Origin of the sequence: Escherichia sp. Lx600-2 (genome assembly GCF_036662595.1) — a bacterium.
GTDB classification, from domain to species: Bacteria; Pseudomonadota; Gammaproteobacteria; order Enterobacterales; family Enterobacteriaceae; genus Escherichia; species Escherichia coli.
Genome location: NZ_JAYQWM010000123.1, coordinates 1 through 7992, shown reverse-complemented (window position 1 = coordinate 7992; position 7992 = coordinate 1). Strand labels below are relative to the sequence as shown.

Sequence of the window (7992 nt, the reverse complement as noted above, 5' to 3'; positions counted from 1 at the left end):
TCCGCCAGATGACGGCGGTGATACGCCAGTTCCGCCAGATGACGGCGGTGATACGCCAGTTCCGCCAGATGACGGCGATGATACGCCGGTTCCGCCAGATGACGGCGGTGATACGCCAGTTCCGCCAGATGACGGCGGTGATACGCCAGTTCCGCCAGATGACGGCGGTGATACGCCGGTTCCACCAGATGATGGCGGTGATACGCCAGTTCCAGACGACGGCGGTGATACGCCTGTTCCGCCAGACGATGGTGGCGATACCCCGGTTAAACACGATCCTGTCGTCTATAAAAATGACGTAACCTGGGATCAGGACGCGAAAACCGTCAAAATTCGCGAAACCACCTTTACCTACAGCCAAAATGCCGATGGGAGTTACACCTTAACCGCGCCTGATGGCCTGACGACGATAGTCAAGGGCTGGACAGTCCATGACGACAGCAACACCGTCATCTTTGATGGCGTAAATACGGCAGGTGGCATCACCTGGAGCTACGACGATGATGGGCTCATCCATATCACTAAAGAGGCCGGTGTCGTTGTTGATGGCACAACCGGAACTGCGATTGATTTTGGTAATGCGATCATCACCGATCAGGGCGGCAATACGGCGCTGAATGGCGGTACTGTCATGACGGTTGAGGGTGACAACATCACCCTCAACAACGACGGTAAAACGACCGCCATCGGCGAGGGTTCGGTCGTTGGTATCCTTACTGGTGACGATATCACTATCAATAACAACGGCGAGACGGAAGTTGACGGCGGTACCGCAGTAATCATCAATGGCGATAATGCTACGCTGAACACTGCGGGCGACTCGACCATCACCAATGGTGGTACGGGTAGCCTTATCAATGGCGATAATGCGCGGGTCGATAATCAAGGTACCATGAGCGTTGACGGTGAGAATTCCACTGGCTCGAAAATTGTCGGTGACGGTGCCACCATCAAACAGGAAGGCGACTTATACGTAAGCGGTGGTGCGCACGGTATTGACGTTGACGGCAATGATACGTTCGTTAGCAACAAAGGTAATATTACGGTCATCGAAGATAACTCTATTGGCATGCTGCTTGATGGTGATGGCGTCAGCGTGATCAACATGGGCGACCTCAATGTTGGTCAGGCCGCAGCGGGTGAAAATGCCATTGGCATTCAGATCGACGGTGATAATGCGACATTTGTTAACGTTGGTGATATTTCCGCGACCAATGCCGGAACCGGTGTCAGCGTTGCTGGGGATAAAGCTAATATTTCACTCGCGGGTGGGTTAGACGTTGGGGATTTCTCCACCGGTCTTGATGTCTCTGGCAATAATAACAACATGACGCTGGCGACTTATGAGCTGAATGTGACAGGGCAAAAAGCGACGGGTGTTAATGTTTCGGGTGATGGCAATACGATTGAAATCGCAGGCAGCATTCTGGTTGATAAAGATCAGAAAGCCGATAATGCGCAACCTTACTTCTTTAATCCCTCAACCGGCGTAAATATCAGCGGTAATAACAATGACGTCACGCTGGATGGTCAGTTAACCGTTGTTGCTGATAGCGAAACCACTACGCGTTCCTATGCAAGTTACGACGGTGCTCAGGAGCACATTGCGGGTATTGTTATTGCTGGCGATGACAATACCTTCACGCTTAATGGCGGTGTCCATTTTGTCGGTGAAAAAAATGTCATGGATGATGGCTCAAAACCTGCCGCATCTCGTCGTGGTATCGGAGATACACCGCTTATGAGCGTTGATGGGCATTCCTCAGTCTACCTCAATGGTGAGTCAACCATCAGCGGTGAGTTCCCGCTGGGTTTCGAAAATCTCATTCAACTGAGTAATGGCGCGGAGCTGGAGATTGGCGCTGACGCAACGTTTGATATGAGTGATGTGGATTCTTTCACTTATTATTATCGTGTAGCGTTATCCACTATTAGTATTGATTATGGTGCGAAGGCGACAAACAACGGTGAAGTGGAACTGAAAAATATCGGTTTTGCGGCTGCCTGGAATAAAGATTCAACGGTAATCAATAACGGATCCATTGGCCTGGCGATGTACGATTTTGGTACCGACCCGGCACCAAAAGTCTTTGACGTTGAATACGGTGGGATTGGCGTTAACAATGGTACCATGACCACCAAAATGATGAATCAGCACAGTGTGCTGAATTATCCGGCAGAGTGGAACTTGTCTGATGGTACCTCTTTCAATAACAAGGCATTAGGGCTGACAGGTATGCTTGCCAGCTACTCGTCATCCATTCTGAACGGCGAAACGGGCATTATTGATATGTATGGCCGTGGCAGTGTAGGGATGCTAGCCATCGATAAATCAACCGCGGATAACGAAGGGCAAATCACCCTGGATACGCTGTGGGTTGATGAAAATGATGAAACATCGCTGCGTAATAATGTTGCAAATAGCACGGCGAAAGATTTCGGTGTGGGAATGGCTTCAGGTACCGATGCCTATAATGGGGCATTAACTAAAGCCACGGCAACCAACCACGAGAATGGTGTGATTACTGTCTACAACGCCGGTGCGGGGATGGCGGCGTATGGGAATACTAATACGGTCATTAACCAGGGAACCATCAACCTGGAGAAAAATGAAAATTACAACGATTCTCTCGGTGTGAATAAACTCGTCGGCATGGCGGTTTATCACGAAGGCACCGCCATTAATGACCAGACAGGCGTAATCAACATTAACGCGGAAAATGGTCAGGCATTCTATAACGATGGCACTGGGCTTATTATCAACTATGGCACAATTTGTACCTTTGGCGTTTGCCAGGGGGCCGATGAATATAATCCAACGGATAATTATATTGCCGATTTATATGATCATGGCGATGTATTAAGTTCTGCGGGTGAGACCGTATTATTATCGTCAGGTGCGATTATCAACGGGGATGTCACCAGTGCGGGTGCTGTTAAAAATGGAACGATCAGGATACTCGAAAATGGTGCGCTGGTTAACGAGTCGAGCGGAACCATTAGCTCAGCCATCGTCGTGAATGAAGGCGGTGCGTTAACCAATGAAGGTGTATTGAACACGGTGACTCTGGAAGGAGGAACCTTCAATAACAACGGAACGCTTAATGACGTCGTAAAAATTGAGAAAAACAGCAACGCGGTAATTAATAACACCGGTTCCCTGTCAACTTTACAACTTCACGATGGTACGGTGAATAACAGCGGTATTGCGTCGGCGCGCGTTAACGCTCAGGGCGATGCGGTATTCAATAACCTTGCAGGCGGCGAGGCGCGTAAAGGCGCGATTCTCTATAACTCTGCGGTAGTGAATAACGCGGGTACCTGGAAAATGGGTTATCAGGATGAAAACAACAATGCCGGGACGCTGGATATTGACGATAAGTCAACGTTCAACAACAGCGGCAAACTCATCCTTGATAACAGCAAAAACGCCATTCGCTTCCAGGGCAGCAATGCTAACGCCACGTTATATAACACCGGTGAAATGACGCTGGATGCCGCATTAGGTGCGGGCGCTATTCACTACGACGATGGCGCCAGCCAGTTTATTAACAAGGGCGTGGTGGATGCGAAAGTCACCGTGGCGGTAAGTACTGCCGGTGCGACAGAAAGCGATGCCTTCTTGTGGAACCAGGATGGCGGGGTAATTAACTTCGATAAAGACAACGCCAGCGCGGTTAAATTCACCCACAACAACTATGTTGCTCTCAACGATGGTGTAATGAACATCAGCGGCAACAACGCCGTGGCGATGGAAGGCGATAAAACGCACAGCTGGTTAACAACGGTGTTATCAATCTCGGTACCGAAGGCACCACCGATACCGGATTGACTGGTATGCAACTGGATGCCAATGCCACCGCCGATGCGGTAATTGAGAACAACGGCACGATCAATATTTTTGCTAACGACTCGTTTGCGTTCAGCGTACTGGGCACAGAAGGTCATATCGTTAACAACGGTACGGTGGTGATTGCCGACGGCGTGACTGGTTCGGGGTTGATTAAGCAGGGCGACAGCGTGAATGTGGAAGGGGTGAACGGCAACAGCGGTAACAATACCGAAGTGCATTACACCGACTACACGTTGCCGGACATGCCAAGCTCTTACACCACTTCACCTTTCAGTGAAACGACTGATAGCGGTAGTAGCGATGGCAGCAGTAACAATCTTAACGGCTATATCGTCGGTACCAACGTTGATGGCAGCGCCGGTAAACTGAAGGTCAACAACGCCAGCATGAATGGTGTCGGGATCAACACCGGTTTCGCCGCCGGTACGGCAGACACCACGGTCAGTTTCGACAACGTGGTGGAAGGCATCAACCTGACCGACGCCGATGCCATCACCTCAACGTCCGTGGTATGGACCGCCAAAGGCAGCACCGATGCCAGCGGCAACGTTGACGTCATCATGAGCAAAAACGCCTACACCGATGTGGCGACCGATGCTTCGGTGAACGATGTGGCGAAGGTACTGGATGCGGGTTACACCAATAACGAGCTGTATACCAGCCTGAACGTGGGCACCACTGCTGAACTGAATAGCGCCCTGAAGCAGGTGAGCGGTAGCCAGGCGACCACGGTATTCCGTGAAGCGCGTGTGTTAAGCAACCGCTTCAGCATGCTGGCGGATGCCGCGCCGAAGGTGGGTAACGGTCTGGCGTTCAACGTTGTTGCGAAAGGCGATCCACGTGCCGAGTTAGGTAATAATACCGAATACGACATGCTGGCATTGCGTAAAACCATCGACCTGAGCGAAAGCCAGACGATGAGTCTGGAGTACGGTATCGCTCGTCTCGATGGTGATGGTGCGCAGAAAGCGGGTGATAATGGCGTCACAGGTGGTTATAGCCAGTTCTTTGGCCTGAAACATCAGATGTCCTTCGACAACGGCATGAACTGGAATAACGCATTGCGTTATGACGTTCACAACCTTGACAGTAGCCGTTCGATTGCATTTAGCAACACAAACAAAACGGCTGATACCGACGTGAAGCAGCAGTACCTGGAGTTCCGCAGCGAAGGGGCGAAGACTTTCGAACCGAGCGAAGGACTGAAGGTTACGCCATATGCGGGTGTAAAACTGCGTCACTCGCTGATAGGCGGCTATCAGGAGCGCAATGCCGGAGACTTTAACCTGAGCATGAACAGCGGCAGCGAAACGGCGGTGGACAGCATCGTCGGGCTGAAACTGGACTACGCAGGGAAAGGCGGCTGGAGCGCGAATGCGACGCTGGAAGGCGGGCCGAACCTGAGCTACAGCAAGAGCCAGCGCACGGCAAGCCTTGCAGGGGCAGGCAGCCAGCACTTTAACGTCGATGACGGTCAGAAGGGCGGCGGTATCAACAGCCTGGCGAGCGTCGGCGTGAAGTACAGTAGCAAAGAAAGTTCGCTGAATCTGGATGCGTATCACTGGAAAGAGGACGGCATCAGCGACAAAGGCGTGATGCTGAACTTTAAGAAAACGTTCTAATTTTTAGCATGTGATACACAAACCGCAACGCTGATACAGGTTGCGGTTTTTTATTGCCGGATGCGACGCTTGACTTATCTTTTGCTGTCTAATGTTTTGGTGTCTTTCAGGACAATAGTGCTACTCATCCAGAAATCTTGTTTACGCCTTCGCATTATTTATCTCTTTTCGTTTCTATACTGATTTTTCTTAATCCGTTTTATTACAGGGCAGGGTGCGATGAGCAGCAATACATTTACTCTCGGTACAAAATCCGTTAACCGTCTTGGTTATGGCGCGATGCAACTGGCAGGTCCTGGGGTTTTTGGCCCCCCAAGAGATCGCCACGTCGCTATAACTGTGCTGCGCGAGGCGCTGGCATTGGGCGTCAATCACATTGATACCAGCGACTTTTATGGTCCGCACGTCACCAATCAGATTATCCGCGAAGCGCTTTATCCTTACTCTGACGACCTGACAATTGTCACTAAAATTGGTGCGCGGCGTGGAGAGGACGCTTCCTGGTTGCCCGCCTTTTCTCCGGCAGAGCTGCAAAAAGCGGTACACGATAATCTACGTAATCTCGGCCTGGACGTACTGGATGTGGTTAACCTGCGCGTGATGATGGGGGATGGTCATGGCCCGGCGGAAGGATCGATTGAAGCCAGCCTGACCGTGCTGGCAGAGATGCAACAACAAGGCCTGGTAAAACATATTGGCCTAAGCAACGTCACACCGACGCAGGTTGCAGAGGCGCGCAAGATTGCCGAAATCGTCTGTGTGCAGAACGAATACAACATTGCTCATCGTGCTGATGACGCAATGATTGAAGCTTTGGCTCGTGACGGCATTGCCTACGTGCCGTTCTTTCCGCTCGGGGGCTTTACGCCGCTGCAATCTTCCACGCTTTCCGATGTTGCTGCGAGCTTGGGTGCAACACCAATGCAGGTGGCGCTGGCGTGGCTGTTACAACGTTCACCGAATATTTTGCTGATCCCAGGGACGTCTTCTGTTGCGCATTTACGGGAGAATATGGCTGCTGAAAAATTGCATCTTTCTGAGGAAGTGTTGTCTACGTTGGATGGTATTTCGCGAGAATAACGAATATACAAAAGGGAAAGATGCATTTCCCTTTTGTTTCTTTTTTAATGGCATGGAGTGCATATGTTTAAGCCCAGGATTTGCAGCTGGATAGGTTTACTTCCCCTGTTTATGCTGAGTCTTCCAGTACAGGCGGAACTTCGATGCGTTGCAAATGCAGTTGATATTGAACCTTTTTTTTCTGCGGCTACCGCTGAAGATAAACAACAAGTTGAACAAGCTATCAACAGTAGCGTGAATCTTGTCCCCTTCGGTTTATCTGCATCGGACTGGAAAGTGCATCGTGGCGATTTAGTGGTAGAAGGTAATATAGAGAGTAATCAAAAATTGATTGTTCTTGGCAATTTGACAGTCAAAGGTAATATTTCCACTTTCTCTCTTTCTAATCCATGGGTTATTCTCGGTAACGTGACGGCAACGAATATAGTTACGGATTCACCACTGTTAATTACCGGTTCGATAAATGCAAGTGGACTGGTATTTATCGACTCATATTACGATAATCCGTCTACGATTAAGGGGAGTATTAATGCGCGCGGGATATTTATCAATGACATAATTGCACCTGTTGTTGCGTCTTCGACAAATAGTGAATTCATGGTCCGTGCGAGTGACAAAAATGACACTGAAAATGTCAAAAAAGCGCTGATGATAATAAATCCTGATGCATATTATTGGGGTCTAATAAATGATGAAGATGCTCTGAAAGAAATTTTTAAGCGAAGCAATATTCGCATGGCAGGGAATGTCTGTAATCAGATGAAAAAAGAAGCGCTGTTTCGCCCTAAGCCTTCTCCTGAGTTAGTGCAGGAATTGCAAATGCTGGATGAAGGCAACGTTGCTGCATTTGAAGGACGAGATATTGCGACATTTGATCTTGCCATAATGCGAACTCTCCCAAGGCTTAAAGGAATTTCAGCTAACCTACGCAAACAACTTATTAATAGCAATGATGGACAAACGATTGCAAGTATGGCGAGATATATGCCTGACAATGAGATTCTGGAGTTGACCGATCAGCAATTGGGTTACCAGCCTGTTGTTCTGGGGTTGCTCGACCGTGAACCGCTCTCTGTCGAAATAATGACGCGAATGAGTCATCTACCTGATGGTGTCGGTCCGTTGAATCTTGCGCTACGTGAAAATCTCCCTCTGGATATCGTCATGACTCTGGCGAAAAGAGATTGGGATATGATCATTCAGGAGCTTTATAAAGATGCGTGGTTATTGCCCGAATCCATTATTGATGGCTATATCCGCAGTGATGATTCCTCTATTCGTCAGGTCGGTGCTGGAGGACAACTCACCTACAATCAGGCAATGCAGTTGGCGAACGATTCATCAAACGATGTTGTCACAAGCGGTGATGCTGCCAACTTACTGATTTAGTGTATGATGGTGTTTTTGAGGTGCTCCAGTGGCTTCTGTTTCTATCAG

At 49.5% G+C, this 7992-nt stretch carries 2 protein-coding genes and 2 pseudogenes; all 4 read left to right on the top strand.

Features of this window, described 5'->3' with window-relative positions; genetic code table 11:
- Positions 1 to 2794 (top strand): annotated as a pseudogene (locus tag OQV04_RS22440) (BigA/YdbA N-terminal beta-barrel domain-containing protein); the annotation flags it as partial.
- A 1043-nt stretch (positions 2795 to 3837) separates the two neighbouring features.
- Positions 3838 to 5475: an autotransporter outer membrane beta-barrel domain-containing protein gene (locus tag OQV04_RS22435; protein WP_274446693.1), complete on the top strand. Its 1638-nt coding sequence runs from the start codon at positions 3838 to 3840 to the stop codon at positions 5473 to 5475.
- Positions 5476 to 5694: 219 nt separating this feature from the next.
- Positions 5695 to 6555 carry a pyridoxine 4-dehydrogenase gene (gene pdxI, locus OQV04_RS22430; RefSeq protein WP_000097811.1) on the top strand — a complete coding sequence of 287 codons (861 nt, stop codon included), beginning with the start codon at positions 5695 to 5697 and terminating at the stop codon, positions 6553 to 6555.
- A gap of 63 nt (positions 6556 to 6618) precedes the next feature.
- A pseudogene (locus tag OQV04_RS22425) lies at positions 6619 to 7917 on the top strand (polymer-forming cytoskeletal protein); the annotation flags it as partial.
- Positions 7918 to 7992: the final 75 nt, after the last annotated feature.